Source organism: Escherichia sp. E13S3, assembly GCF_004212325.1.
In the GTDB taxonomy this organism is placed as follows: domain Bacteria; phylum Pseudomonadota; class Gammaproteobacteria; order Enterobacterales; family Enterobacteriaceae; genus Escherichia.
Window position 1 is genome coordinate 236704 of sequence record NZ_RHJR01000015.1, and the last position, 26930, is coordinate 263633.

Here is a 26930-nt window from a genome sequence, read left to right on the forward strand (position 1 = left end):
TTCCTTAAGGGCGTGCGAGGAAATTCAGCACCAGTTGATTGAAAGCGTCGGCATGTTCCCACTGCGCCCAGTGACCACAGTCGCGGAAGATATGCAGTTCAGAACCGGCAATGCCGGAAAGCAGACGCAGACCCGCATCCATCGGCACAAAACGGTCGTTGCGCCCCCAGACAATCAGGGTTTGTGCTTTGATTTCCGCCAGACGTGGGCCAAAATCCGGGAACTGTTTCGGATTGGCTTCCAGGCTCTTAACGAAGTTTTCCAGGTGATCGCGACGCGACAGCATATTATTCAGGCGCGCTTCAAACAGGGCGTCGGTCAAATCGCTGGTATCAAAAACGAAGATATCCATCATCAGCTTCAGGTTTTCGATAGTAGGCTGGCGATAAAGCTGATTCAGTCGCTTAATACCTTCGGTTGGCATCGGCGTAAACAAACTCATGCCGCCCGTACCGCCGCCCATCAGCACCAGTTTGCCGACGCGCTCCGGCCAGTTAAGAGTGAACGCCACAGAACTGTGGCCGCCCATCGAGTTGCCCAGCAAGTGGATTTTGGCGATATCCAGTTGATCCACCACGCTTTTCAGGATTCGTGCATTAAGATCCGATCGCGAACCACTATTAACGATCGCATCGCTCTTACCCCAGCCCGGACAATCCAACAGGATCACCCGATAGCCCGCCTCTACCAGCGGATCGATATTGCGGCTGAAGTTCGCCCAGCCAGTAGCACCGGGGCCGGAACCATGCAGCAGGACAACAGTTTCGTCGCCTTGTCCGCAGTCATTAAAATGGATGCGCAGCGTTTTACCCGCTTCTTCTACATTCAGAAAACGGCTGGTGGCGGCTTCGGTTTGTGGCTGATAACTCATCATCTTCTCCTGCATATTCAGTTCTCTGTTCTGGCGCTTAACGAGCCAAATCCGGCAATCCACTCCGGGATTGGGCGGTAATAACGCCCTTCGCTACGCCAGTTGCCAAACGCAGAAATAGCGGCAAAAGCGGCGACCCAGGTTTTGATTTCATGTGTCGACTTTCCGGCAATGGCGGAAAGCTCTTCGTTACTGACGGCATCCAGTTCCTGTATGCGACCCTGCTCCAGCAAAGTCATGAACTGGTTATCCCAAATCGGGTTGAGCGGATGCAGAGTTCTCTGATCCTCAACAAACTTCTCAGCGGCGCTGATCACCCGTTGCTGACGCAATTCACGCTCACTGGCGGGTAAATCTTTCCCGCTCCCCAACAAACGGTCGCGCATATGGGCATCGGCTTTCGCCAGTTCTGGCACCGGCGGCTGATGGGAAAGCCCACCGGACCCAAGGAACAGCACGCGTTTATTGAGAGTGCTGGTGAAACGTCCAATGGCTTCACCCAACAAACGGGTACGCTGGAAACCAGGCAAAGGCGTGGCGACGCCGTTGATGAAAACAGGCAGAACTGGCACCTTATCCAGCCCGCCGAGCAGGAACTCCAGCGGCTGGGCGAACCCGTGGTCTACCTGCATACAGTAAGAAACGGCAAGATCGATCCCACTCTTCATGACGGCATGCGCACAGGCCTCCGCCAGCTCCACAGGCACGGGCAGCTCTCCTGCTGCACTGCCGAAATCACCAATTGCCGTCGCCCCAACGCCTAAACAGAACGGCGGCATCACGTCATAGAAAAAACCGTTGTAGTGATCTGGTGCAAACAGCACCACCAGTTCAGGGGAGAAAGCCGCAATACGCTCGCGGGCGCTGGCAATCACGCCATTGACCTCATCGAGTACCTCTTGCGCCGGGTCGACATACCCCACCAGCGGCGAATGGGAAAGACAGTGAAGATAAGCGTGCATATCAGGCTACCTTTTCGACAGAAACGTCGGCATCAGGGCGAGTCAGCGTCATCACCGACGCCAGTTTATTCAGCGTATTGCCCAGAGTTTGCGGAATGGCGGTGGCGGCAACAAAGCGATCCGGGCGCATCACCACCAGCGAAGCATTGTGTTGTGCGAACCAGCTACGCAGGCGACCTTGCGTATCGCCCACGCGTAGCACGCCGTCGTGGTTATCCTGTGCGGTATGTATTTGCACTTCCGGCACCACCTGAATGAAGCGTGTGCCCAACGCACGCCACTGCTGGATTTGCTCGTCGCTCATCCCCCACAGTGGATTGCATCCCCAGCCAATTACCGCGAAGTTCGCGCCGATCGCGTTATCGAGCAGCGTCACGTCGCCGTTTTCCTGCGTGACTTTCGGCTGAATAAACATCTTGCCGACCGGAGAGTGCTTCGCTTCGCACTCACGCACCAGCGCACCGCCGTAATATTGCGGCATCGGCTTGAAGCGCATTTCGAGGAAGTAGCGTTTTACTGGCGGCAGATAATTCAGCAGCCAGGAAACGCCGTCACGTAACGAACCCTGCCAGCGTTTCGGCGGAGCCAGCACGTTGCCCGCCGTCACGGACAGGTCAATCATCGCTTTGGCGTGATCGCGACGTTCTTGTTGATAGGTATCGAGCAGCGCATCACGGGCTTTCCCCTGGATAACCAACGCCAGTTTCCAGGCGAGATTAAAAGCGTCGCGCATACCGCTGTTATAGCCCTGCCCCTGCCACACCGGCATGATGTGCGCGGCATCGCCCGCCAGCAGTACGCGATCAATACGAAAACGTTGCGCCAGTCGCGCGTTGTGGGTGTAGACACGCTGGCGAATCAATTCAACATTGTCCGGATTAGGCAGCACTTTGCTTAACAGCTTGCGCATATTTTGCGGCTCACGCAGCTGTTCTTCGGTTTCTCCCGGCATCACCATAAATTCAAAGCGACGTACCGCATGAGGCAGCGCGGCGGAAACATACGGGCGCACCGGATCACAACACAAATAGATATGCGGCGTACTTAACGGATCGTTGGCGATATCCACCACAATCCACTGATTTGGCGCGGTTTTACCTTCAAACGGCACATTCAGGGTGCGACGGACAAAACTTGCCCCACCATCACAGGCCACCAGCCATTGGGCTTTGACCGTTTCCCGCTGCCCTTCTGCCGTTTTCAGGTGCAAGGTCACTTCGTCATCTTGCTGGCTGAAAGCCTCCAGTTCGCGGGAAAACAGGCAGCGTACATTCGGAAAACGCGACAACCCTTCCAGCATCACCGCATCGACCTGTGGCTGAATAAAGGCGTTACGGCGCGGCCAGCCAAATTCATCGGTCATTGGCTGAATATCAGCAAAACAGCGGCCTTTCGGGGTGAGAAAACGCATCGCGTGCCACGGCGTAGTATGCGGCAGAACATTATCGACCAGGCCGACCGACTGCATGGTGCGCAGCGCCTCGTCATCAATACCAATCGCACGCGGGTAGTCGATCAACTTATCGAGTTTCTCCACCACCAGCACGTCAATGCCCATCTGGCCGAGATAGTTCGCCATCATCAGCCCGACCGGACCGGCACCTGCGATCGCCACCTTAACGTTATGGTTAACAGCAGGCTGGATGTCAGGGTGTTGTATTGCCATTTCAGTACCTCACGACTCGGACAAAATGCCGTTGCGCGCACAGTACAGCGCAACTTATTTTGTTAAAAACATGTAAATAATTTTTTATTGTTCGCTCAGTATAGGAAGGGTGTTTTCGGCTACAATCAAAACATGCCCGAATGTGCACCAGGTGCACAACGTTGTTTTAACTATAGAAATGTCAATGAATATGCAGAACGATGAGCAGACGGAATACAAAACCGTGCGCGGATTAACCCGCGGTCTAATGTTATTAAATATGTTAAATAAACTTGACGGCGGTGCCAGCGTCGGGCTGCTGGCGGAACTCAGCGGTCTGCATCGCACCACTGTGCGGCGACTGCTGGAGACGTTACTGGAAGAGGGATATGTCCGGCGCAGTACCTCCGATGACAGTTTTCGTCTGACCATCAAAGTGCGGCAATTAAGCGAAGGGTTTCGTGACGAACAGTGGATTTCTGCACTGGCGGCCCCGCTGCTGGGCGAGCTGTTGCGCGAAGTGGTATGGCCGACAGATGTGTCCACGCTGGATGTTGATGCAATGGTGGTACGCGAAACCACTCACCGTTTCAGTCGATTATCCTTTCACCGGGCAATGGTCGGGCGGCGTTTACCGCTCCTGAAAACCGCCTCGGGCCTGACCTGGCTGGCCTTTTGCCCGGAAAAAGAACGCCAGGCGTTAATCGAAATGTTAGCCGCCCGCCCCGGTGATGACTATCAACTGGCACGGGAACCGTTAAAGCTGGAAGCCATTCTGGCGCGCGCACGCAAAGAGGGGTACGGGCAGAACTACCGCGGCTGGGATCAAGAAGAAAAGATCGCCTCCATTGCCGTACCGCTGCGCAGTGAACAACGGGTGATTGGCTGCCTGAATCTGGTGTATATGGCCAGTGCGATGACCATCGAACAGGCGGCAGAAAAACATCTTCCGGCGCTGCAACGGGTAGCAAAACAGATTGAAGAAGGGGTTGAATCGCAGGCTATTCTGGTGGCCGGAAGACGAAGCGGCGTGCATTTGCGTTAACGCCGCCGAATGGCGAAAAACCTTCCGTGGTATGGCATGATAGCACCCGGAAGAAAGTGAATTCAGGGTGGTGAATGTGAAACCAGTAACGCTATACGATGTCGCAGAGTATGCCGGAGTCTCTTATCAGACCGTTTCCCGCGTGGTGAATCAGGCCAGCCACGTTTCTGCGAAAACGCGGGAAAAAGTGGAAGCGGCAATGGCGGAGCTGAATTACATTCCCAACCGCGTGGCACAACAACTGGCGGGCAAACAGTCGTTGCTGATTGGCGTTGCCACCTCCAGCCTGGCCCTGCACGCACCGTCACAAATTGTCGCGGCGATTAAATCCCGCGCCGACCAACTGGGTGCCAGCGTGGTGGTGTCGATGGTAGAACGAAGCGGCGTCGATGCCTGTAAAGCGGCGGTACACAATCTTCTCGCGCAACGTGTCAGCGGTCTGATCATCAACTATCCGCTGGATGAACAAGATGCCATTGCTGTGGAAGCCGCCTGTGGTAACGTGCCAGCGTTATTCCTTGATGTCTCTGACCAGGCCCCCATCAACAGTATTATTTTTTCCCATGAAGACGGTACGCGGCTTGGCGTGGATCATCTGGTCGCATTAGGTCACCAGCAAATCGCGCTGTTAGCGGGCCCATTAAGTTCTGTCTCCGCGCGTCTGCGTCTGGCGGGCTGGCACAAATATCTCAAACACCATCAAATTCAGCCGATAGCAGAACGGGAAGGCGACTGGAGCGCCATGTCCGGTTTTCAACAAACCATGCAGATGCTGAATGAGGGGAGCATTCCCACCGCGATGCTGGTTGCCAACGATCAGATGGCACTGGGCGCAATGCGCGCCATTACCGAGTTCGGGCTGCGCGTCGGCGCGGATATCTCGGTAGTGGGATACGACGATACCGAAGACAGCTCATGTTATATCCCGCCGTTAACCACCATCAAACAGGATTTTCGTCTGCTGGGGCAAACCAGCGTAGACCGCTTGCTGCAACTTTCTCAGGGGCAGGCGATGAAGGGAAATCAGCTACTGCCCGTCTCACTGGTGAAAAGAAAAACCACCCTGCCACCCAATACGCAAACCGCCTCTCCCCGCGCGTTGGCCGATTCATTAATGCAGCTGGCAAGGCAAATTTCCCGTCTGGAAAGCGGACAGTGAGCGCAACGCAATTAATGTGAGTCAGCTCACTCATTAGGTTCCCCAGGCTTTACACTCTATGCGTCAGGCTCGTATGTTGTATGAAATTGTGAGCGGATAACAATTTCACACAGGATACAGCTATGACCATGATTACGGATTCACTGGCCGTCGTATTACAACGTCGTGACTGGGAAAACCCTGGCGTTACCCAACTTAATCGCCTTGCGGCACATCCCCCTTTCGCCAGCTGGCGTAATAGCGAAGAGGCCCGCACCGATCGCCCTTCCCGGCAGTTGCGCAGCCTGAATGGTGAGTGGCAATTTGCCTGGTTTCCGGCACCAGAAGCGGTGCCGGAAAGCTGGCTCGAGTGCGATCTTCCTGATGCCGATTGCGTATCAGTGCCATCAAACTGGCAGATGCACGGTTACGACGCGCCCATCTACACCAACGTGACCTATCCCATTGCGGTCAATCCGCCATTTGTTCCCGCAGAAAATCCGACTGGCTGTTACTCGCTCACATTTAATGTTGATGAAAGCTGGCTACAGGAAGGCCAGACGCGAATTATTTTTGATGGCGTTAACTCGGCGTTTCATCTGTGGTGCAACGGTCGCTGGGTCGGTTACGGCCAGGACAGCCGTTTGCCGTCTGAATTTGACCTGAGCGCCTTTTTACACGCCGGAGAAAACCGCCTCGCCGTTATGGTGCTGCGCTGGAGCGACGGCAGTTATCTGGAAGATCAGGATATGTGGCGAATGAGCGGCATTTTCCGTGACGTCTCGTTGCTGCACAAACCGACCACACAAATCAGCGATTTCCATGTTGCCACTCGCTTTAATGATGATTTCAGCCGCGCGGTACTGGAGGCGGAAGTTCAGATGTACGGCGAGCTGCGCGACGAGCTTCGGGTGACGGTTTCTTTGTGGCAGGGGGAAACGCAGGTCGCCAGCGGCACCGCGCCTTTCGGCGGTGAAATTATCGATGAGCGTGGTGGTTATGCCGATCGCGTCACGCTACGTCTGAACGTCGAAAACCCGGCGCTGTGGAGCGCCGAAATCCCGAATCTCTATCGTGCGGTGGTTGAACTGCACACCGCCGACGGCACGCTGATTGAAGCAGAAGCCTGCGATGTCGGTTTCCGCGAAGTGCGGATTGAAAATGGTCTGCTGCTGCTGAACGGCAAGCCGGTGCTGATTCGCGGCGTTAACCGTCACGAGCATCATCCTCTGCATGGTCAGGTCATGGATGAGCAGACGATGGTGCAGGATATCCTGCTGATGAAGCAGAACAACTTTAACGCCGTGCGCTGTTCGCATTATCCGAATCATCCGCTGTGGTACACGTTGTGCGACCGCTACGGCCTGTATGTGGTGGATGAAGCCAATATTGAAACCCACGGCATGGTGCCAATGAATCGTCTGACCGATGATCCGCGCTGGCTACCCGCGATGAGCGAACGCGTAACGCGAATGGTGCAGCGCGATCGTAATCATCCGAGTGTGATCATCTGGTCGCTGGGGAATGAATCAGGCCACGGCGCTAATCACGACGCGCTGTATCGCTGGATAAAATCTGTCGATCCTTCCCGCCCGGTGCAGTATGAAGGCGGCGGAGCCGACACCACGGCCACCGATATTATTTGCCCGATGTACACGCGCGTGGATGAAGACCAGCCCTTCCCGGCGGTGCCGAAATGGTCCATCAAAAAATGGCTTTCGCTGCCTGGAGAGACGCGCCCACTGATCCTTTGCGAATACGCCCACGCGATGGGTAACAGTCTTGGCGGCTTCGCTAAATACTGGCAGGCGTTTCGTCAGTACCCCCGTTTACAGGGCGGCTTCGTCTGGGACTGGGTGGATCAGTCGCTGATTAAATATGATGAAAACGGTAATCCTTGGTCGGCTTACGGCGGTGATTTTGGCGATACGCCAAACGATCGCCAGTTCTGCATGAACGGTCTGGTCTTTGCCGACCGCACGCCGCATCCAGCGCTGACAGAAGCAAAACACCAGCAGCAGTTTTTCCAGTTCCGTTTATCCGGGCGAACCATCGAAGTGACCAGCGAATACCTGTTCCGTCATAGCGATAACGAGCTCCTGCACTGGATGGTGGCGCTGGATGGCAAGCCGCTGGCAAGCGGTGAAGTGCCTCTGGATGTCGCTCCACAAGGTAAACAGTTGATTGAACTGCCTGAACTACCGCAGCCGGAGAGCGCCGGACAACTCTGTCTCACAGTACGCGTAGTGCAACCGAACGCGACCGCATGGTCAGAAGCCGGACACATCAGCGCCTGGCAACAGTGGCGACTGGCGGCAAACCTCAGCGTGACACTCCCCTCCGCGCCCCACGCCATCCCGCAACTGACCACCAGCGAAACGGATTTTTGCATCGAGCTGGATAATAAGCGTTGGCAATTTAACCGCCAGTCAGGCTTTCTTTCACAGATGTGGATTGGCGATGAAAAACAACTGCTGACGCCGCTACGCGATCAGTTCACCCGTGCACCGCTGGATAACGATATTGGCGTAAGTGAAGCGACCCGCATTGACCCTAACGCCTGGGTCGAACGCTGGAAGGCGGCGGGCCATTACCAGGCCGAAGCGGCGTTGTTGCAGTGCACGGCAGATACACTTGCCGACGCGGTGCTGATTACCACTGTCCACGCCTGGCAGCATCAGGGGAAAACCTTATTTATCAGCCGGAAAACCTACCGTATCGATGGACACGGTGAGATGGTCGTCAGTGTGGATGTTGAAGTAGCGAGCGATACACCTCATCCGGCGCGGATTGGCCTGACCTGCCAGCTGGCGCAGGTCGCAGAGCGGGTAAACTGGCTCGGATTAGGGCCGCAAGAAAACTATCCCGACCGCCTTACTGCGGCCTGTTTTGACCGCTGGGATCTGCCATTGTCAGACATGTATACCCCGTACGTCTTCCCGAGCGAAAACGGTCTGCGCTGCGGGACGCGCGAATTGAATTATGGCCCACACCAGTGGCGCGGCGACTTCCAGTTCAACATCAGCCGCTACAGCCAACAACAACTGATGGAAACCAGCCATCGCCATCTGCTGCACGCGGAAGAAGGCACATGGCTGAATATCGACGGTTTCCATATGGGGATTGGTGGCGACGACTCCTGGAGCCCGTCAGTGTCGGCAGAATTTCAACTGAGCGCAGGTCGCTATCATTACCAGTTGATCTGGTGCCAAAAATAATAATAACCGGGCAGGCTATGCCTGCCCGTATTTCGCGTAAGGAAATCCATTATGTTCTATTTAAAAAACACAAACTTTTGGATGTTCGGCTTATTCTTTTTCTTTTACTTTTTTATCATGGGAGCCTACTTCCCGTTTTTCCCGATTTGGCTACATGACATCAACCATATCAGCAAAAGTGATACGGGTATTATTTTTGCCGCTATTTCTCTGTTCTCGCTATTATTCCAACCGCTGTTTGGTCTGCTTTCTGACAAACTCGGGCTGCGTAAATACCTGCTGTGGATTATTACCGGCATGTTAGTGATGTTTGCGCCGTTCTTTATTTTTATCTTCGGGCCACTGTTACAATACAACATTTTAGTAGGATCGATTGTTGGTGGTATTTATCTTGGCTTTTGTTTTAACGCCGGTGCGCCAGCAGTAGAGGCATTTATCGAGAAAGTCAGCCGTCGCAGTAATTTCGAATTTGGTCGCGCGCGGATGTTTGGCTGTGTTGGCTGGGCGCTGTGTGCCTCGATTGTCGGCATCATGTTCACCATCAATAACCAGTTTGTTTTCTGGCTGGGTTCTGGCTGTGCGCTCATCCTCGCCGTTTTGCTCTTTTTTGCCAGAACGGATGCCCCTTCTTCCGCCACGGTTGCCAATGCCGTAGGCGCCAACCATTCGGCTTTTAGCCTTAAGCTGGCGCTGGAATTGTTCAGACAGCCCAAACTGTGGTTTTTGTCGCTCTATGTTATTGGCGTTTCCTGTACCTACGATGTTTTTGACCAACAGTTTGCTAATTTCTTTACTTCGTTTTTTACCTCCAGTGAACAGGGTACGCGGGTATTTGGCTACGTAACGACAATGGGCGAATTACTTAACGCCTCGATTATGTTCTTTGCGCCGCTGATTATTAATCGCATCGGTGGGAAAAACGCCCTGCTGCTGGCTGGCACTATTATGTCTGTACGTATTATTGGCTCATCGTTCGCCACCTCGGCGCTGGAAGTGGTTATTCTGAAGACGCTGCATATGTTTGAAGTACCGTTCCTGCTGGTGGGCTGCTTTAAATATATTACCAGCCAGTTTGAAGTGCGTTTTTCAGCGACGATTTATCTGGTCTGTTTCTGCTTCTTTAAGCAACTGGCGATGATTTTTATGTCTGTACTGGCGGGCAATATGTATGAAAGCATCGGTTTCCAGGGCGCTTATCTGGTGCTGGGTCTGGTGGCACTGGGCTTCACCTTGATTTCCGTGTTCACACTTAGCGGCCCCGGCCCGCTTTCCCTGCTGCGTCGCCAGGTGAATGAAGTCGCTTAAGCAATTAATGTCGGATGGGGCGCGAGCGCCTTATCCGACCAACGTATCAGGACGGAATGATCGCAATGAACATGCCAATGACCGAAAGAATAAAAGCAGGCAAGCTATTTACCGATATGTGCGAAGGCTTACCTGAAAAAAGACTTCGTGGGAAAACGTTAATGTATGAGTTTAATCACTCGCATCCATCAGAAGTTGAAAAAAGGGAAAGCCTGATTAAAGAAATGTTTGCCACAGTAGGGGAAAATGCCTGGATAGAACCACCTGTCTATTTCTCTTACGGTTCCAACATCCATATAGGCCGCAATTTTTACGCAAATTTCAATTTAACCATTGTCGATGACTACACGGTAACAATCGGTGATAACGTACTGATTGCACCCAACGTTACTCTTTCCGTTACGGGACACCCTGTACACCATAAATTGAGAAAAAACGGAGAGATGTACTCTTTTCCGATAACGATTGGCAATAATGTCTGGATCGGGAGTCATGTGGTCATTAATCCAGGCGTCACCATCGGGGATAATTCTGTTATTGGCGCGGGTAGTGTCGTCACAAAAGACATTCCACCAAACGTCGTGGCTGCTGGCGTTCCTTGTCGGGTTATTCGCGAAATAAACGACCAGGATAAGCAATATTATTACAAAGATTACAAAGTTGAATCGTCAGTTTAAATTATAAAAATTGCCTGATGCGCTTCGCTTATCAGGCCTACAAATTCAGTGATCTACGTAGGCCGCATCCGGCATGAACAAAGCGCAGGAACAAGCGTCTCATCATGCCTCTTTGACCCACAGCTGCGGAAAACGTGCTGGTGCAAAGCGCAGGGTTATGATCATCAGCCCAACGACGCATAGCGCATGAAACGCCCAGTCCATTAGGTAATTGCCACTGATACTACGCAGCACGCCAGAAAACCAGGGGGCAAGCCCGGCAATGACAAAACCAATCCCCTGCATAAACGCCACTAACTTGCCAGCAATAGTCGGTTGCGCAGAGTGATCGAGCGCCAGCAGCAAACAGAGCGGAAACGCGCCGCCCAGACCTAAACCACACACCATCGCCCACAATACCGGCAATTGCAGCGGCAGCCAGATAAAGCCGCAGAAACCCACCAGTTGTAACACCAGCGCCAGCATTAACAGTTTGCGTCGGTCCTGATGGCGAGCCATAGCAGGCATTAGCAATGCTCCTGCGGCTTGCCCAAGCGTCATCAACGCCAGCAAGGAACCGCTGTACTGCGCGCTGGCACCAATCTCAATATAGAAAGCGGGTAACCAGGCAATCAGGCTGGCGTAACCACCGTTAATCAGACCGAAGTAAACACCCAGCGTCCACGCGCGAGGAGTGAAAACCACGCGAACCGGAGTGGTTGTTGTCTTGTGGGAAGAGGCGCCCTCGCGGGTGCTTTGCCACCACCAGGCAAAGAGCGCAACAACGGCAGGCAGCGCCCACCAGGCGAGTGTTTTATACCAGGTTTCGCTATGTTGAACTAACCAGGGCGTCACGGCGGCGCCAAGTCCCCCACCGCCCATTAGTGCTGCGGACCACAGCCCCATCACCAGTGGCGTGCGCTGCTGAAACCGCCGTTTAATCACCGAAGGCATCACCGCCTGAATGATGCCGATCCCCACCCCACCAAGCAGTGCGCTGCTAAGCAGCAGCGCACTTTGGGGGTAAAGCTCACGCATCAATGCACCGACGGCAATCAGCAACAGGCTGATGGCGACGCTGCGACGTTCGCTGACATGCTGATGAAGCCAGCTTCCGGCCAGCGCCAGCCCGCCCATGGTGACCACCGGCAGAGCCGTCAACAGGGCAGCCACGCTAAAGCTCATTCCGCTTGCCTGGCGCAATTGCGGTAGCAGTGGCCCGACGGAGGTGAGCAGTGGTCGCATATTAAGACCAATCAGCACCAGAACCAGCAGCATCGTGAACGTCTTTTGATGGTTACGCATGGCTGTCAGAACGGTTTGGTCGGCAGATATTTACCATCTAAGGTGATGACCGCACGTTCGCCACCTTCCGGGTCCGCCACTTTCTTAACGTCGAGTTTGAAGTTAATCGCGCTGATAATGCCATCGCCAAACTTCTCATGAACCAACGCTTTCAGGGTTGTGCCGTACACCTGCAACATTTCATAGAAACGATACATCGTTGGGTCGGTTGGAATACGGTCATCAATGCAGCCACGCAGTGGCACAGTTTGTAATAACAAAATGGCGTCTTCGTCGAGATCCAGTTTCGCCCCGACCTGGCGGGCGGCGTCGGCAGGAAGCGCCTGCTGACCCAGCAAAGCAGCGGTCACGAAGGCTTCTGCCAGACCGGTGCCGTCGGCAATCTCGGCAAATGAGAGATCTTTTTTAGCTTTGCTGAGCAAAATGGCATCGGCAAGATCAAGACGAATATTGCGGTTAATTTGCGACTGAATCATGGTGGATCTCCTGATGGATTAATAAAAAAAGTTACGCTGCGGTTGGCTGGCGTAGCGGTATGGCACAAACGCGAGGATTCGCTGCCAGTGGCACAAACTGGCGGGTTGCGCCGTCAAAAGCTGCGATGCTGCCGCTTTCAATGTCGTAGACCCAGCCGTGCAGGGCGATCCGCCCCTCTTCGAGCGCCAGGCGTACCGATGGATGAGTTTGCAAATTAGCCAACTGAGCAATGACGTTTTCACGTACCATCGCCGCAGCTTTTGACGGTAAATCGGGATGCGGGCGCGCCTCATTAACGACGCGGGCTGAATCGGCATAACGCAGCCAGTGGGAGACGGCAGGCATATGGTCCATGCACTGACAGCTGGCAATGGCGGTCATCGCGCCACAGTTGGAATGACCGCAAATCACAATGTCAGAGACCCGAAGCGCAGCGACGGCATACTCCACCGAAGCAGAAACGCCACCGGGTTCCGGCCCGTAGGAAGGGACGATATTGCCTGCGTTGCGAATAACGAACAGATCGCCAGGCTCACGTTGCGTCACCAGCTCAGGGACCAGACGGCTGTCGGAGCAGGAGATAAAAAGTGTGCGCGGGCTTTGCTGTGTCGCCAGCTGTTTAAACAAGGCTTCCCGCTCAGGAAATGCCTCGCGCTGGAATTTAAGGAATCCATCAATAATCTCTTTCACCGTTAACCTCTGTCTGTCTCTGGAATGAGAGGCAGACTACTCGCCGATTGTCATAAGGTAAAAGACTCATTTATGATGAGTTCTATTGGATTTACTTATAGGTTGGCGAATGCTCTCTCGACATATCAATTACTTTCTTGCCGTGGCTGAACATGGCAGCTTCACCCGTGCAGCCAGTGCGTTGCACGTCTCCCAGCCTGCGCTTTCCCAGCAGATTCGCCAGTTAGAGGAGAGTTTAGGCGTGCCGCTGTTTGACCGTAGCGGGCGAACGATTCGTCTTACTGATGCGGGGGAAGTCTGGCGACAGTACGCCAGCCGGGCGTTACAGGAACTGGGGGCGGGTAAACGGGCGATTCATGATGTTGCCGATCTGACGCGAGGATCGCTGCGTATCGCCGTCACCCCCACCTTTACGAGCTACTTTATCGGCCCTTTAGTGGCGGATTTCTATGCGCGCTACCCCGGCATCACGCTCCAGCTACAGGAAATGTCGCAGGAGAAAATCGAAGATATGCTTTGTCGCGACGAGCTGGACGTTGGGATTGCCTTCGCGCCTGTGCATTCGCCGGAGCTGGAGGCAATTCCTTTACTGACAGAAAGTTTAGCGTTGGTGGTGGCGAAACATCATCCGCTGGCTGACCAGGAACAGGTGGCATTGAGTCGCTTGCATGATGAAAAACTGGTCCTGCTCAGCGCGGAATTTGCCACCAGAGAGCAAATTGACCACTACTGCGAGAAAGCGGGGCTACATCCACAGGTGGTCATTGAGGCGAACTCAATTAGCGCGGTTCTGGAGCTGATTCGCCGCACTTCTCTTTCCACCTTGCTGCCTGCGGCGATTGCCACACAACATGATGGGCTTAAAGCGATTTCTCTTGCCCCGCCACTACTGGAGAGAACGGCGGTTTTGTTGCGGCGGAAAAATAGCTGGCAGACAGCCGCTGCGAAGGCATTTTTGCACATGGCGTTGGAGGAATGTGCGGTTGTTGGCGAGAATGAATCTCGGTAGCCACTGACACAGATCAGCGGCTGGAATTGCCTGATGCGCTACGCTTATCAGGCCTACGAGTTCCGTGCAAGGCGTTCACGCCGCATCCGGCATAAACTACAGCTGGCAGACAGCCGCCGCGAAGGCATTTTTGCACATGGCGTTGGAAGAATACGCGGATGTTGGCGGGAATGAATTACGGTAGCCACTGACACAGGTCAGCGGCTGGAATTGCCTGATGCGCTACGCTTATCAGGCCTACGAGTTCAGTGCTCTACGTAGGCCGGATAAGGCGTTCACGCCGCATCCGGCGTGAACTACGCGTGCTGTAACCCAGCCGATTACCGTTTGTAATCGATGGCTTCTGGCTGCTCCAGATACACCGTTGTTTGTGCTGGTTGTGTGCTGGCAATCACTTTACCGCCACGTACCGAATAACGTACCGGAACCTGACGGCGCAGCGCATCAAACCCATTTTCAGCCGGCAGGATAATCAGGTTGGCGCTGTTTCCGGCGGCAATGCCGTAATCCTGCAAATTCAACGTCCTGGCGCTGTGGTGGGTGATTAAATTCAGGCCATCGTTAATCTGCCCGTAGCCCATCAGCTGGCAAACATGCAGCCCCATATGCAGCACTTGCAGCATATTCGCCGTTCCCAGCGGATACCACGGATCGAAGACATCATCGTGACCAAAGCAGACGTTAATGCCGGACTCCAGCATCTCTTTAACGCGCGTGATGCCGCGACGTTTTGGATACGTATCGAAACGTCCTTGCAGATGAATATTGACCAACGGGTTGGCGACAAAGTTAATACCGGACATTTTCAGCAAGCGGAACAGGCGTGAGGTATACGCCCCGTTATAGGAGTGCATTGCCGTGGTGTGGCTGGCGGTGACTCGCGCACCCATGCCTTCACGGTGCGCCAGGGCAGCAACGGTTTCGACAAAGCGTGACTGTTCATCATCGATCTCATCACAGTGAACGTCGATGAGACGGTCGTATTTTTGCGCCAGGGCGAAGGTTTTATGCAGCGACTCCACGCCGTATTCACGGGTAAATTCAAAATGCGGAATCGCCCCAACAACGTCTGCCCCTAAGCGTAGCGCCTCTTCCAGCAACGCTTCACCGTTGGGATACGACAAAATCCCTTCCTGCGGGAAAGCGACGATTTGCAGATCAATCCACGGCGCGACTTCCTGCTTCACTTCCAGCATTGCTTTCAGCGCAGTCAGGGTTGCATCCGAAACATCGACATGGGTACGCACATGCTGAATGCCGTTGGCAATCTGCCATTTCAGCGTTTGCCATGCGCGTTGTTTCACATCGTCATGGGTTAATAACGCTTTGCGCTCGGCCCAGCGTTCAATGCCTTCAAACAGCGTGCCGGACTGATTCCAGTTCGGTTGTCCGGCGGTTTGCGTGGTGTCCAGGTGAATATGCGGCTCCACAAACGGCGGTAAAACTAAACCTTGTTCGGCATCCAGGCTGTTTTCAGTTACGGGCATCACGCCGGATTGCGCATCAATGGCGCTGATTTTTCCGTCGTGAAAATGAATCTGCCACAGCCCTTCTTTGCCGGGTAACCGGGCGTTAATAATTGTTTGTAAAGCGTTATTCGACACTGTTAGCCTCCACATGCGTCATTGCAGCTGTCGTTTTACGATTCAAAATCGGGTTAAGGATCAGATAGCTCAGCGCGCCACCTAATACCGCGTTGACCGGAACAATACCCGGTAACCAGTGGCCTGCGGCAATCCCCAGCGCGACAGCCAGAATCGCCACCCAATTGACACTCATCATACGCGTGGTCGCAAAGTGCTCATAGCGGCGACGGTTCATCAGATAGTCGGCGATAATCACGCCGCCCACCGGAGGAATAGCTGCCGAAAGGAAGGTCAGCCAGCCGACAAAATTGTTATACAGCCATAGTGCGCAGACCGTACCGATAATACCGTTAATCACCGAAAGGGTTTTGCTCGACATACCGGTAATGTTGGCGAAACCTAAACCCGACGCATAGAGCGCGTTATCGTTGGTGGTCCAGATATTCAGCCCCAGCACCACAATCGCAGGCAGCAGCAGGCCCTGAGCAATCATCACATCAGAGATATCTGCCATCCCCAGTGCCGCAGCGCCCGCTGCACCGAAAATAAACATCAACGAGTTGCCGAGGAAAAAGGCCACCATCGCCACCAGCACCGCCAGTTTGGCATTGCGACCAAACCGGACAAAGTCAGCGGTGAGCGTACCCGCGCTGATAAATGACCCCACAACCAGCGCCAGCGCGACATTGAAATCTAACGGTTGTGCGGGAACGACCACTTTTAATGCGTCCAGGCCGCCCATGCCGTTAACGGCCAGCCACACGGAATAACCGCCAAGGCAGGCGATAGCCGGAACCGCAATCACCGAAAGAACCGTCAGCGCCGAAATGCCAAAGAAGACGGTGACGGTCATCAGTAAACCGGAGACGGCAATCAGCAAATTAATATCCAGCCCGGTTGCCTTGCCCACCGGAATAGCAAACATCGCCACGCCAACGCCAAACCAGCCAACCTGGGTGCCTCCCAGCAGCAGTGAAGGCAGCCATGAGCCTTTAACACCAAACGAGAAACGAGCAAGAAGATGAGTGGTCAGGCCGGTTTTTGCGCCAATGTAACCAAGAAATGAAGTGTAAATACCGAGGAGAAGATTACCGATGAGGACTGCGAGGAAGAAATCATGATAGCTAAGACCGGTTCCGAGAGTGCCGCCGGTCCACATACTGGCGGAAAAGAAGGTTAATCCCAGCATGACGAACGTCAATGCCAATACCCCTTTCCGCGCCGACTGCGGGACTGGCCCCTGGCTAAAGTTGTTATCTTGCGACACGAAATTCCTCCGTTTGCTGTTTGAAACCCAAAAAATCCGCCGCATTCTATTCATCTGAAGATAAAAAGCAATCGTTTTCGCGGGGAAATGTATTTTTAATATGAATGAGTGCAAAAAGGTGGGGGAAAAATTATCGGTGTAAAAACAGTGGGTAGGCATAATAAGACGCGTCAGCGTCGCATCAGGCATCTGCGCACGGTGTCGGATGCGGCGCACGACGCATCCGGCAATACCTTACTCTTCCATCGCCTGGCGGATCTGATCCAACGACGCCGGATCATCAATGGTCGTCAGATCCCCTGGATCGCGTCCTTCACAAATCGCCTGGATCGTGCGGCGCAGCATTTTTCCGGATCGCGTTTTTGGCAATTGCGAGACAAACCAGACGTGCGCCGGGCGGCCAAAGTTGCCAATCTGGCTGTCCACCAGCGCCATAATCGCCTTCTCTTGCGAGTGCGCCACCTCACGATCTTCCAGACTGTCGCTCTCTTTCGGAATGACAAACGCCACCGCCACCTGCCCTTTCAGCGCATCTTTCACCCCAACCACCGCCACTTCGGCAACGCCCGGATGACTGGAGATACTCTCTTCAATCTCACGCGTACCCAGCCGATGTCCGGCAACGTTAATCACATCGTCAGTGCGGCCGAGAATAAAGTGATAACCGTCAGCATCGCGGATGCCCCAGTCAAAAGTGGCGTACACCGGACGGGAAAACAACGACCAGTACGTCTTCACAAAGCGGTCGTCATCGCCCCAGATGGTCTGAATACACCCCGGCGGCAATGGCCCTTCCACCACCAGCATCCCTTTCTCATTGACGCCACACGGTTCGCCGGTGACTTCATTAAGCAACTGCACGTTATAGCCATACATCGGCACGCCGGGGCTTCCCAGACGCGTCGGCCTGTCGTCCAGACCGCGAGCAATCGCCATAATCGGCCAGCCGGATTCGGTCTGCCAGTAGTTGTCGATGACCGGCACATCCAGCGTATTGCTTACCCAACTGGCGGTTGGCTCGTCCAGCGGTTCTCCAGCCAGATAGAGCACTTCCAGCGACGAGAGATCGTGTTTGCGAATTTCAGCGGTAGGGAATTTTTTCAGCACGCGAATGGCGGTCGGCGCTGAGAACATGCGGCTAACCTGATATTTCTCGACGATTTTCCACCACACACCGCAGTCCGGCCAGGTCGGTAATCCTTCGTAAACAATGGTCGCCATCCCCGCCAGCAGCGGCGCGTAGACGATATACGAATGTCCCACCACCCAGCCGATATCCGACGCGCAAAAGAACACGCCGCCCGCTTTGCCGCCAAAAATGGTGTCCATCGAGGTCGCCAGCGCCACCGCATAACCGCCGACGTCACGCTGCACGCCTTTAGGTTTGCCGGTCGTGCCGGAGGTGTAGAGAATGCAGGAGGTTTCGTTGGATTCCAGCCACGCCACCGGCACCCGCGCGCCGATGTGTTGATGGCGCAACGACGCGAAATCGACATCCCGCCCGCTAACGCGCGCCATTTTCGCCAGCCCGCGATCCACCAGCAAAACGTGGCGCGGCTGGTGCTGCGCCTGACTTATCGCATCGTCGAGCAATTTTTTATAGGGAATGATTTTGCCACCGCGCGCTCCGGCATCTGCCGAGACAATCAGCACCGGTTTGGCGTCATCAATTCGCGCCGCCACGCTGTGCGAGGCAAAACCACCAAATACCACCGAATGAATAGCGCCAATGCGCGCGCAGGCCAGCAGAGTAATATGCGCTTCGGCAATCATCGGCATATACACCAACACCCGATCGCCGCGCTGCACACCCAGCGAGCGCAGCATTGACGCCACCGCGTTTACTTCGTCATGCAACTGGCGAAAGGTAAAGGTGCGCTCTTCTTCTGTTTCTGAAGAGACGGCAATCAATGCCAGCGCCTCTGGCTGTTTCTCCAGCCAGCGATCGATGGCGTTGTGGCACAAGTTGGTTCGGCCCTCACAAAACCAACGGGCAAACGGCGGATTGCTGTGATCGAGCGTTTGCGTAAAGGGCGTCTGCCAGTCAATACGCCGGGCCTGCTCGGCCCAGAACTGCTCCGGTTCGTTAATCGAACGCTGATAAAATTCGCTAAAAGACATAATGCTCTCCTGTTGAACTTACGCCTTACCGCTGTTTGCTTAAATGACGTACAGGTCGAGATACTCATTGACCGGCATCTGTTCCAGGCGAGTTCTGTCGAGAGAAACCTCCAGAATGCGCTGCTGTTGGCGAGTCGGGAACTGGCGCGCGAGATTGATTTTGAATTTATCGACCAGTTTCGGAATACCATCCTGACGGCGGCGAGCATGACCAATTGGGTACTCCACCACCACTTCTTCAAATCGTGTGCCGTCGGTGAACTCAAGGGTAATGGCATTGGCGATGGCGCGTTTTTCCGGGTCGTGGTAGTCAGCGGTAAATGCCGGATCTTCAAAGCAATTGATCTTCTCGCGCAGGGCGTCAATGCGTTTATCTTGCGCAACGTTGTCCTCGTAATCTGCCGCCGTTAAGCGCCCGAATAGCAGCGGGATCGCCACCATGTACTGAATGCAGTGATCGCGGTCTGCCGGGTTATTGAGCGGCCCTTTTTTGTCGATGATGCGAATACAGGCTTCGTGGGTGCGAATGGTCACTTTTTCAATATCCGCCGCCGTTTTGCCTGCTGCCTGCATCTGTTCATAGAGCGTCATCGCTGCTTCAACTGCCGTCTGGGAGTGGAACTCCGCCGGGAAGGAGATTTTGAACAGCACATTTTCCATCACGTAAGAACCGTACGGACGCTGGAAGCGGAACGACTCACCTTTAAAGGAGACGTCGTAGAAACCCCACACTGGCGCAGTCAGGGCTGACGGGTAACCCATTTCGCCCGTTTTCGCCATCAGTGCCAGACGTACCGCGCGGGAAGTGGCATCGCCCGCCGCCCAGGATTTACGCGTGCCGGTGTTCGGCGCATGGCGATAGGTGCGCAGCGACTGACCGTCCACCCACGCCAGCGAAACGGCGTTGAGAATTTCCTCGCGGGTCAGGCCGAGCATTTCGGCGACCACGGCGGTGGAAGCCACTTTCACTAACAGAACGTGGTCGAGACCGACGCGGTTAAAGGAGTTTTCCAGCGCGATGCAGCCCTGAATTTCATGGGCTTTGATCATTCCGGTCAGCACTTGTTTCATGGTCAACGGCGCTTTGCCGCTGGCGACCGCGTTGCGCGAAAGCCAGTCCGCCGTTGCCAGAATGCCGCCGAGGTTGTCGGAAGGATGGCCCCACTCCGCCGCAAGCCAGGTATCGTTGAAATCGAGCCAGCGGATCATCGCGCCGATGTTAAATGCCGCCTGGACGGGGTCGAGCTGGAACTGAGTTCCGGGGACGCGCACGCCGTTGGGTACGACGGTGCCCGGAACAATTGGCCCCAGCAGTTTTTTACAGGCCGGGTATTCGAGAGCTTCCAGACCGCAGCCGAGCGTGTCGAGCAGGCAGTAATGTGCGGTGTCGTAGGCTACTCTGGAGCTGATTTCGTAGTTCATCACGTAATCGACGATATCAACGATTTCACGATCAAATTCCGGGCGGATGTTGTTGATTTGAGCTGACATTGGGTACGTTTCCTTATTGTTATTCGTAGAGGTTTACTGGCGCTTATCCAGCGCGACAAACTGGCGGTCTTCCGGTCCAACATAATTGGCGGAAGGACGGATAATTTTGTTGTCCTGACGTTGTTCAATAATGTGCGCCGCCCAGCCAGTGACGCGGGCGATAACAAACAGTGGTGTGAACATCTCGGTGGGAACGCCCATCATGTTGTAGGAAACAGCGGAGAACCAGTCGAGATTGGGGAACATCTTTTTCGTCTCCCACATCACCGTTTCCAGGCGATCGGCGATGTTGTACATCTTCAGCGAGCCGCCTTCCTGCGAGAGCTGCTTCGCCACGCGTTTGATCACCTGATGACGCGGGTCGGCGATGGTATAAACCGGATGACCAAAACCAATGACCACTTCTTTGTTTTCCACCCGCTTGCGGATATCTGCTTCGGCTTCGTCCGGCGTTTCGTAGCGTTGCTGGATCTCCAGCGACACTTCATTCGCCCCGCCGTGTTTCGGCCCGCGCAGTGCGCCAACCGCGCCAATAATGGCTGAGTACATATCAGAGCCAGTGCCCGCAATCACCCGGCTGGTAAAGGTGGAGGCGTTAAACTCATGTTCGGCATACAGCACCAGCGAAATATGCATCGCCTTTTCCCAGCTTTGCGACGGCTTTTCGCCGTGCAGCAGATGCAGGAAGTGACCGCCGATGGAATCGTCATCGGTTTCCGGCTGGATGCGTTCGCCGTTGTGGCTGTAGTGATACCAGTAGAGAAGAATCGAGCTAAGCGACGCCAGCAGTTTGTCGGCAATATCCCGCGCGCCAGAGACGGTATGCCCCTCTTTTTCTGGCAGCGTACAGCCGAGCGCGGAAACGCCGGTGCGCATAACATCCATCGGGTGTGACGCCGCCGGTAAGGCTTCCAGCACGGTACGCACGTTAGCCGGTAAACCGCGCAGGGCTTTCAGTTTTGTTTTGTAAGCGGCGAGTTCGTCACGGGTCGGCAGTTTGCCGTGGATCAGCAGGTGCGCCACTTCTTCAAATTCGCAATGTTCCGCCAGATCAAGAATATCGTAGCCACGGTAATGCAGGTCGTTGCCGCTTTTACCCACAGTGCAGAGCGCCGTATTGCCCGCCGGAACGCCGGAAAGTGCCACAGATTTTTTCGGTTTAATGACATGGGTACTGTTTTGCAGGATCGTTGTGTCGCTCATGTTGTCCTCGTCATTGTTATCATTTGTAGGGTCGAGATTGTTGTCGGATGCGACGCCATGCGTCTTATCCGACCTACAGTTCAGTTCACCTCGTAGGCCTGATAAGTCGCGTCAGCGGCGCATCAGGCATCGGTTGTCGAATACAATCAACGGGCGTTTTTTATTTCGCCTGGTTACGGGCAAACAGGTCGTCGAGCTTCTCTTCGTACTGGTAGTAGTTGATGCTTTCGTACAGCTCGTTGCGGGTCTGCATGGTGTCGATGACGCTTTTCTGCGTGCCTTCCTGACGCAGGACGTTGTAGACATGTTCAGCGGCGCGGTTCATGGCGCGAAACGCTGAAAGTGGGTACAGCGCCATTGCAACATGGGCGCTGCGTAATTCGTCGGTGGTAAACAGCGGCGTGGCACCAAATTCGGTAATGTTGGCGAGGATCGGCACCTGCACCGCATCGGCAAACTGGCGGTACATGGCGAGTTCGGTAATCGCCTCCGGGAACAACATCTCGGCACCCGCTTCAACGTAGGCCTGCGCGCGCTCAATCGCCGCATCCAGCCCCTCTACCGCCAGCGCATCAGTGCGCGCCATGATCACAAAATCAGGATCTGTTTTCGCATCCACCGCCGCGCGGATCCGATCCACCATCTCCTCTTTCGAGACGATCGCTTTGTTCGGACGATGGCCGCAGCGTTTCGCACCAACCTGATCTTCAATATGCAATCCTGCCGCGCCGGCTTTAATCATCGATTTCACGGTGCGGGCGACGTTAAAAGCCGAAGAGCCAAAACCGATGTCTGCATCCACCAGCAACGGCAGCGAACAAACGTCGGTAATACGACGAATATCGGTCAGCACATCATCAAGGGTAGAAATACCGAGATCGGGCAGCCCCAGCGAACCTGCCGCCACGCCACCACCGGAGAGATAAATCGCCTGATATCCGGCACGCTGTGCCAGCAGCGCATGGTTAGCGTTGATGGTGCCGACAATTTGCAACGGGGTTTCTTTGCTTAGTGCAGCGCGAAACGCTTTACCTGGAGAGTGTAGAGACATATCCCATCCTTTGTTATCAACTTGTTATTTTCGTTGATAAACACAAAGCAAGGGGTGTGCCACAATTGCCTGAATAAAATTAAATCTTTAATTTCAATTTGTTAGCAATAAAGTCATGAAGTAATCCGCAAATATGCGTTTCAGTTAACGTTTCAGACACTGTTTCACCGCGTTTCATTGCAACAATTATGAAACAAGACTAAACCCAATATTCGGTTTCTTAACTTTGCGGTGCGCTATGGCACATCCACCACGGCTGAATGACGACAAACCGGTTATCTGGACGGTATCGGTGACGCGCCTGTTCGAGCTGTTTCGCGATATCAGCCTCGAGTTTGATCACCTGGCGAACATTACCCCTATCCAGCTTGGCTTTGAAAAAGCGGTGACCTACATCCGCAAGAAACTGGCAAACGAACGCTGCGACGCCATCATCGCTGCTGGCTCTAACGGCGCGTACCTGAAAAGCCGCCTGTCAGTGCCAGTTATTTTGATTAAACCGAGCGGCTACGATGTGTTACAGGCACTGGCAAAAGCCGGAAAGCTCACCTCTTCTATCGGCGTTGTCACTTATCAGGAAACTATTCCGGCGCTGGTGGCGTTTCAAAAAACCTTTAATTTGCGCCTCGATCAACGTAGCTACATCACGGAAGAAGACGCGCGCGGGCAGATTAACGAGCTAAAAGCTAACGGCACCGAAGCGGTGGTCGGCGCAGGGCTGATTACCGATCTGGCAGAAGAAGCCGGAATGACCGGAATTTTTATCTATTCCGCCGCCACCGTGCGCCAGGCGTTCAGCGATGCGCTGGATATGACGCGCATGTCGTTACGCCATAACACTCACGATGCCACCCGTAACGCCCTGCGTACTCGTTACGTGCTGGGCGATATGCTCGGTCAATCACCACAGATGGAACAAGTACGGCAGACTATTTTGCTCTATGCCCGCTCCAGTGCAGCGGTGTTGATTGAGGGGGAAACGGGAACGGGCAAAGAGCTGGCGGCCCAGGCGATTCATCGGGAATATTTTGCCCGCCACGATGCGCGACAGGGCAAAAAGTCGCATCCGTTTGTTGCCGTTAACTGTGGGGCGATTGCCGAATCGCTGCTGGAAGCGGAGCTGTTTGGCTATGAGGAAGGGGCGTTTACCGGCTCGCGACGCGGAGGACGCGCCGGGCTGTTTGAAATCGCCCACGGCGGCACGCTGTTTCTTGACGAGATAGGCGAAATGCCGCTGCCATTGCAGACTCGCCTGTTACGAGTGCTGGAAGAAAAAGAGGTCACCCGCGTCGGCGGGCATCAGCCTGTTCCGGTGGATGTACGGGTTATTAGCGCCACTCACTGCAATCTGGAAGAAGATATGCAGCAAGGGCAGTTTCGCCGTGACCTGTTTTATCGGCTGAGTATTTTGCGTCTGCAATTACCGCCACTGCGTGAGCGGGTGGCGGATATTCTGCCGCTGGCAGAGAGCTTTTTGAAAGTGTCTCTGGCGGCGCTCTCCGCCCCGTTTTCTGCTGCGTTACGCCAGGGGTTACAGGCAAGCGAAACCGTGCTATTGCACTACGACTGGCCGGGCAATATTCGTGAACTGCGTAATATGATGGAGCGGCTGGCGCTGTTTTTAAGTGTGGAACCGACGCCGGATTTAACGCCGCAGTTTTTGCAGCTGCTACTGCCGGAACTGGCGCGCGAGTCGGCGAAAATTCCCGCCCCATCCTTGCTGACACCACTACAGGCACTGGACAAATTTAATGGTGATAAAACAGCAGCAGCGAATTATTTAGGCATCAGCCGGACGACGTTCTGGCGGCGGCTAAAAAATTAAATTGCCGGATGCAGCGTTAACGCCTTATCCGGCCGACAAAAACATGAATTTCAATATATTGCGTTCACCGATAGACGTGCACATCGGGCTTGTTTACATGAGCTTCAGAATTACTTCTTCTTATAAAGATCTGCCGTACCGTGGATCTTATTGTCAGTCTGACCGGAGGTCAGAACCAACACATCCGCACCTTTTTCATCCGCTTTTTTGATCAGGTCTTCTTTTGCATCTGCGGTCGACATTTCATTACTGGTTGAAATATCACCTATTTTTTCATATTGCGATTCAACTTTTTCAAATTCCGCTTTGGTCATCAATTCAGCGGCATAGACATTTGTGACAACAAAAGCTAACGCACCAACTAAGAGCTTAGTTCCAGTTTTCATCGATGAACTCCATAATGTGTGATTGGCCAATGCCCTGAAGCTAACAGTCATCATCAGGGTTGATTAATAAGTAGTTCAGCGGTTAGGAAAAATCTATAGGAAAAGAGAATATATTTGTATTTTTCTCAACGATAGCCACATTCCCCCAGTTGTTTAATAACGCTCACTACAATTATCGCAGGTGTTCCTTAAATTAATTTTCATAAAAATCTTAAATTCCTTCTTCCGCTAAAATCCAATATAAAATTCACATGAGCCGTATTACTTTTCTGAACAACAAACCACCAACTATATATTGATATGATTTCCATACCTTTTCTTTATTTCACTTACATGCAGTTTAGGATTATTAGATGTATTTTTTCTAAACGACATAAAAAAACCGCATTAACTCCACTTACAAACCACTAAAACCAATCAATGCAATGAACAACTAACACTTTAATAAATTTATTACATCTAATATTACAGATATTCTTATTTAGTAACTTGCATGTTTGTGCCTTACAAGGCTTCAGGAAGAAAAACAGTGCAATAAAAAGCATCTTGCCATTTAATTTTTAAGGATAAAAGTGAGTGATATGAAATCAGCAAAAAAAAGCTTATCGACACGGGCGATAGCCATTTCTACCATATTATTTACGCCAGTATCCTTGGCTATCACCCCACCTACAAATTCAGATAGTAATGTTATCATTAATAATAATGAAGAGATAAAACTCATTGCGTCAGAAGGCTACGATCCCGGATGGGAGCATTTTAACTCATTGAAAGTAGGTGAAGACTCTAATGGTTCATTACTCATTGATAATCTTTCACTTACCACTTCAGCAGCCAGCATTGGTAATAATGCTGAAGGCTCCGTCACTTTAACAAACCATACCAACTGGCAGTTCGACACTCCTACCTCCAATATTTTTTTAGGCACTAACGAAGGCTCCGGTACGTTATACGTGTTAGAAGGTAGTAAGATAAGTGGCCTGCAATCAATAAGAGTTGGTGAGTTTTATGGTGACGCCAGGGGGACGTTGGTTATTGATGGGGAAAGCTCATCAGTCACCTCTAACATTGCTATTGTTGGCGATCAGGGAACAGGGAAAGTATCTGTTACTAACGGCGGTACACTCAATTCCCTGACTCAACTGAATATTGGGTATGTTGACGCCCATTCTCCTCTGTCAGCTAACCAGAGTAGTTATGGAGAAGTTCAGGTTGCCGATAAAAATTCAACAGTGAATGCCCCAAATATACTTATTGGCGGATATAACACATCTTCTACTTCTGATACTACCGGAGTTCTCACTGTCAGCAACGATGGTGTAATCAATGCGAATTCATATATCTGGGTTGGTGTCTCCTCTAACGGAACAGGAATATTAAATATTGGAGGTGCGCAAGGTGAGGCTGCGCAACCTGCTGGTTCAATTAATACTCCCCGAATTTATTTAGGGGGGACAAATGCGTCAACCACTTCAATATTAAACTTTAATCACACCAACGCTGATTTTGTTCTGACCTCGTACATAGACGGTAAAGGCCAGGTTAACCAGGTAGGTTCCGGGACAACCACATTATCCGGCTCGAATATCTATACCGGTAATACTTATATTAGCAACGGAAGTCTGCGCGCTGGCACGGTTGATACTTTCAGCCCAAACTCCGATTATATTGTCGACAGT

General features: G+C 53.3%; 20 protein-coding genes and 1 pseudogene. 8 read left to right on the top strand and 13 right to left on the bottom strand.

Translation table 11 applies throughout. The features are described 5' to 3' along the window. Positions 1-4 precede the first annotated feature (4 nt). Genes mhpC through D9597_RS15690 form a run of 3 tightly spaced genes read right to left on the bottom strand, consistent with a single transcriptional unit; the run spans position 5 to position 3499 of the window. Positions 5-871, bottom strand: a complete 867-nt coding sequence (gene mhpC, locus D9597_RS15680; RefSeq protein ID WP_001492795.1) for a 2-hydroxy-6-oxonona-2,4-dienedioate hydrolase — start codon at positions 869-871, stop codon at positions 5-7. A 17-nt stretch (positions 872-888) separates the two neighbouring features. Then, on the bottom strand, positions 889-1833 hold the full coding sequence (gene mhpB, locus D9597_RS15685; protein WP_130215362.1) for a 2,3-dihydroxyphenylpropionate/2,3-dihydroxicinnamic acid 1,2-dioxygenase: 945 nt from the start codon (positions 1831-1833) through the stop codon (positions 889-891). Position 1834: 1 nt separating this feature from the next. Then, positions 1835-3499, bottom strand: coding sequence for a bifunctional 3-(3-hydroxy-phenyl)propionate/3-hydroxycinnamic acid hydroxylase (locus D9597_RS15690; RefSeq protein ID WP_130223303.1), 1665 nt, complete (start codon positions 3497-3499; stop codon positions 1835-1837). A gap of 190 nt (positions 3500-3689) precedes the next feature. Here D9597_RS15690 and D9597_RS15695 point away from each other — a divergent pair, with 190 nt between their 5' ends. From D9597_RS15695 to lacA, 5 genes are all read left to right on the top strand, one after another. Continuing rightward, entirely contained in the window at positions 3690-4523 is an 834-nt protein-coding gene (locus D9597_RS15695) for a DNA-binding transcriptional regulator (protein WP_240780434.1), read from the top strand. Positions 4524-4599: 76 nt separating this feature from the next. Continuing rightward, positions 4600-5682, top strand: a complete 1083-nt coding sequence (lacI, locus tag D9597_RS15700; RefSeq protein ID WP_130223307.1) for a DNA-binding transcriptional repressor LacI — start codon at positions 4600-4602, stop codon at positions 5680-5682. 122 nt (positions 5683-5804) lie between these two features. After that, on the top strand, positions 5805-8879 hold the full coding sequence (gene lacZ, locus D9597_RS15705; RefSeq protein WP_130223309.1) for a beta-galactosidase: 3075 nt from the start codon (positions 5805-5807) through the stop codon (positions 8877-8879). Positions 8880-8930: 51 nt separating this feature from the next. After that, positions 8931-10184, top strand: a complete 1254-nt coding sequence (gene lacY / locus D9597_RS15710) for a lactose permease (RefSeq protein ID WP_130223311.1) — start codon at positions 8931-8933, stop codon at positions 10182-10184. Positions 10185-10249: 65 nt separating this feature from the next. Further along, a complete protein-coding gene (gene lacA, locus D9597_RS15715) occupies positions 10250-10861 on the top strand; it encodes a galactoside O-acetyltransferase (RefSeq protein WP_130223313.1) in 612 nt (203 codons plus the stop codon). Positions 10862-10963: 102 nt separating this feature from the next. Here the strand turns inward: lacA and cynX are convergent, their stop codons facing one another. Genes cynX through cynT form a run of 3 tightly spaced genes read right to left on the bottom strand, consistent with a single transcriptional unit; the run spans position 10964 to position 13312 of the window. Beyond that, positions 10964-12145 carry a cyanate transporter CynX gene (cynX, locus tag D9597_RS15720; protein ID WP_130223315.1) on the bottom strand — a complete coding sequence of 394 codons (1182 nt, stop codon included), beginning with the start codon at positions 12143-12145 and terminating at the stop codon, positions 10964-10966. Positions 12146-12150: 5 nt separating this feature from the next. After that, positions 12151-12621 carry a cyanase gene (gene cynS, locus D9597_RS15725; protein WP_130223317.1) on the bottom strand — a complete coding sequence of 157 codons (471 nt, stop codon included), beginning with the start codon at positions 12619-12621 and terminating at the stop codon, positions 12151-12153. 31 nt (positions 12622-12652) lie between these two features. After that, positions 12653-13312, bottom strand: coding sequence for a carbonic anhydrase CynT (gene cynT, locus D9597_RS15730; RefSeq protein WP_130206123.1), 660 nt, complete (start codon positions 13310-13312; stop codon positions 12653-12655). 109 nt (positions 13313-13421) lie between these two features. Here cynT and cynR point away from each other — a divergent pair, with 109 nt between their 5' ends. After that, positions 13422-14321: a transcriptional regulator CynR gene (cynR, locus tag D9597_RS15735; protein ID WP_130223331.1), complete on the top strand. Its 900-nt coding sequence runs from the start codon at positions 13422-13424 to the stop codon at positions 14319-14321. 320 nt (positions 14322-14641) lie between these two features. Here the strand turns inward: cynR and codA are convergent, their stop codons facing one another. The 6 genes from codA to prpB all read right to left on the bottom strand — a co-directional run bounded on the left by codA (position 14642) and on the right by prpB (position 23040). Continuing rightward, on the bottom strand, positions 14642-15925 hold the full coding sequence (codA, locus tag D9597_RS15740; protein WP_001606903.1) for a cytosine/isoguanine deaminase: 1284 nt from the start codon (positions 15923-15925) through the stop codon (positions 14642-14644). Beyond that, entirely contained in the window at positions 15915-17174 is a 1260-nt protein-coding gene (gene codB / locus D9597_RS15745) for a cytosine permease (protein WP_130223319.1), read from the bottom strand. The genes codA and codB overlap by 11 nt, the downstream gene beginning before the upstream one ends. 234 nt (positions 17175-17408) lie before the next feature. Continuing rightward, positions 17409-19295 carry a propionate--CoA ligase gene (gene prpE, locus D9597_RS15750; protein WP_000010274.1) on the bottom strand — a complete coding sequence of 629 codons (1887 nt, stop codon included), beginning with the start codon at positions 19293-19295 and terminating at the stop codon, positions 17409-17411. Positions 19296-19334: 39 nt separating this feature from the next. Further along, positions 19335-20786 (bottom strand): 2-methylcitrate dehydratase, encoded by a 1452-nt coding sequence (gene prpD / locus D9597_RS15755; protein ID WP_001591604.1) that lies wholly within the window; start codon positions 20784-20786, stop codon positions 19335-19337. Positions 20787-20819: 33 nt separating this feature from the next. Beyond that, positions 20820-21989, bottom strand: coding sequence for a 2-methylcitrate synthase (gene prpC, locus D9597_RS15760; protein ID WP_130223321.1), 1170 nt, complete (start codon positions 21987-21989; stop codon positions 20820-20822). Positions 21990-22149: 160 nt separating this feature from the next. Continuing rightward, entirely contained in the window at positions 22150-23040 is an 891-nt protein-coding gene (prpB, locus tag D9597_RS15765) for a methylisocitrate lyase (protein WP_000052185.1), read from the bottom strand. A 238-nt stretch (positions 23041-23278) separates the two neighbouring features. On the opposite strand from prpB, the gene prpR reads away from it, so the two are divergent. Next, complete coding sequence (prpR, locus tag D9597_RS15770; protein WP_130223323.1) at positions 23279-24865, top strand: propionate catabolism operon regulatory protein PrpR; 1587 nt, start codon at positions 23279-23281, stop codon at positions 24863-24865. Between the two features lie 110 nt (positions 24866-24975). On the opposite strand, the gene yahO is transcribed toward prpR, so the two are convergent. Next, entirely contained in the window at positions 24976-25251 is a 276-nt protein-coding gene (gene yahO, locus D9597_RS15775; RefSeq protein WP_130206111.1) for a DUF1471 family periplasmic protein YahO, read from the bottom strand. A 581-nt stretch (positions 25252-25832) separates the two neighbouring features. On the opposite strand from yahO, the pseudogene D9597_RS15780 reads away from it, so the two are divergent. After that, positions 25833-26930 (top strand): annotated as a pseudogene (locus D9597_RS15780) (autotransporter outer membrane beta-barrel domain-containing protein); the annotation flags it as partial.

Coding starts and splice junctions, on each gene's coding strand:
- mhpC (WP_001492795.1), bottom strand. CDS start 871: ATGAGTTATCAGCCACAAACCGAAGCCGCCACCAGCCGTTTTCTGAAT.
- mhpB (WP_130215362.1), bottom strand. CDS start 1,833: ATGCACGCTTATCTTCACTGTCTTTCCCATTCGCCGCTGGTGGGGTAT.
- D9597_RS15690 (WP_130223303.1), bottom strand. CDS start 3,499: ATGGCAATACAACACCCTGACATCCAGCCTGCTGTTAACCATAACGTT.
- D9597_RS15695 (WP_240780434.1), top strand. CDS start 3,690: ATGCAGAACGATGAGCAGACGGAATACAAAACCGTGCGCGGATTAACC.
- lacZ (WP_130223309.1), top strand. CDS start 5,805: ATGACCATGATTACGGATTCACTGGCCGTCGTATTACAACGTCGTGAC.
- lacY (WP_130223311.1), top strand. CDS start 8,931: ATGTTCTATTTAAAAAACACAAACTTTTGGATGTTCGGCTTATTCTTT.
- lacA (WP_130223313.1), top strand. CDS start 10,250: ATGAACATGCCAATGACCGAAAGAATAAAAGCAGGCAAGCTATTTACC.
- cynX (WP_130223315.1), bottom strand. CDS start 12,145: ATGCGTAACCATCAAAAGACGTTCACGATGCTGCTGGTTCTGGTGCTG.
- cynS (WP_130223317.1), bottom strand. CDS start 12,621: ATGATTCAGTCGCAAATTAACCGCAATATTCGTCTTGATCTTGCCGAT.
- cynR (WP_130223331.1), top strand. CDS start 13,422: ATGCTCTCTCGACATATCAATTACTTTCTTGCCGTGGCTGAACATGGC.
- prpE (WP_000010274.1), bottom strand. CDS start 19,295: ATGTCTTTTAGCGAATTTTATCAGCGTTCGATTAACGAACCGGAGCAG.
- prpD (WP_001591604.1), bottom strand. CDS start 20,786: ATGTCAGCTCAAATCAACAACATCCGCCCGGAATTTGATCGTGAAATC.
- prpC (WP_130223321.1), bottom strand. CDS start 21,989: ATGAGCGACACAACGATCCTGCAAAACAGTACCCATGTCATTAAACCG.
- prpB (WP_000052185.1), bottom strand. CDS start 23,040: ATGTCTCTACACTCTCCAGGTAAAGCGTTTCGCGCTGCACTAAGCAAA.
- prpR (WP_130223323.1), top strand. CDS start 23,279: ATGGCACATCCACCACGGCTGAATGACGACAAACCGGTTATCTGGACG.
- yahO (WP_130206111.1), bottom strand. CDS start 25,251: ATGAAAACTGGAACTAAGCTCTTAGTTGGTGCGTTAGCTTTTGTTGTC.